Annotated in this window: 1 protein-coding gene; it reads left to right on the forward strand. The window is 71.6% G+C overall.

Going from position 1 to position 250, the window contains the following annotated elements:
- Positions 1 to 12: 12 nt before the first annotated feature.
- Positions 13 to 250 (forward strand): sigma factor-like helix-turn-helix DNA-binding protein (locus SB754_RS21895; RefSeq protein WP_410784411.1); only part of this gene is annotated, 238 nt, incomplete at its 3' end.

Consider the following 250-nt stretch of genomic DNA (forward strand, 5'->3'; position numbering starts at 1 on the left):
CGCGCGGCGCCCATGGACGAGGCGCCGGAACCGGCTGACGACGCGCCGCTCGCCACCGACCTGTTGATGGAAGGCGACCGGGCCGCGACGCTGGAAGAGGGGCTGTCGGCCCTGCCGGAGCGCCAGCGCGCCGCAATCGTGCTGGTGCACCTGGAGGAGATGAGCAACATCGACGCCGCCGCCGCAATGGAGGTGAGCGTCGAGGCGCTGGAATCACTACTGGCCCGGGGCCGGCGCGGATTGAAGAAGG

The organism is Leifsonia sp. SIMBA_070, from assembly GCF_046534635.1.
In the GTDB taxonomy this organism is placed as follows: domain Bacteria; phylum Actinomycetota; class Actinomycetes; order Actinomycetales; family Microbacteriaceae; genus Leifsonia.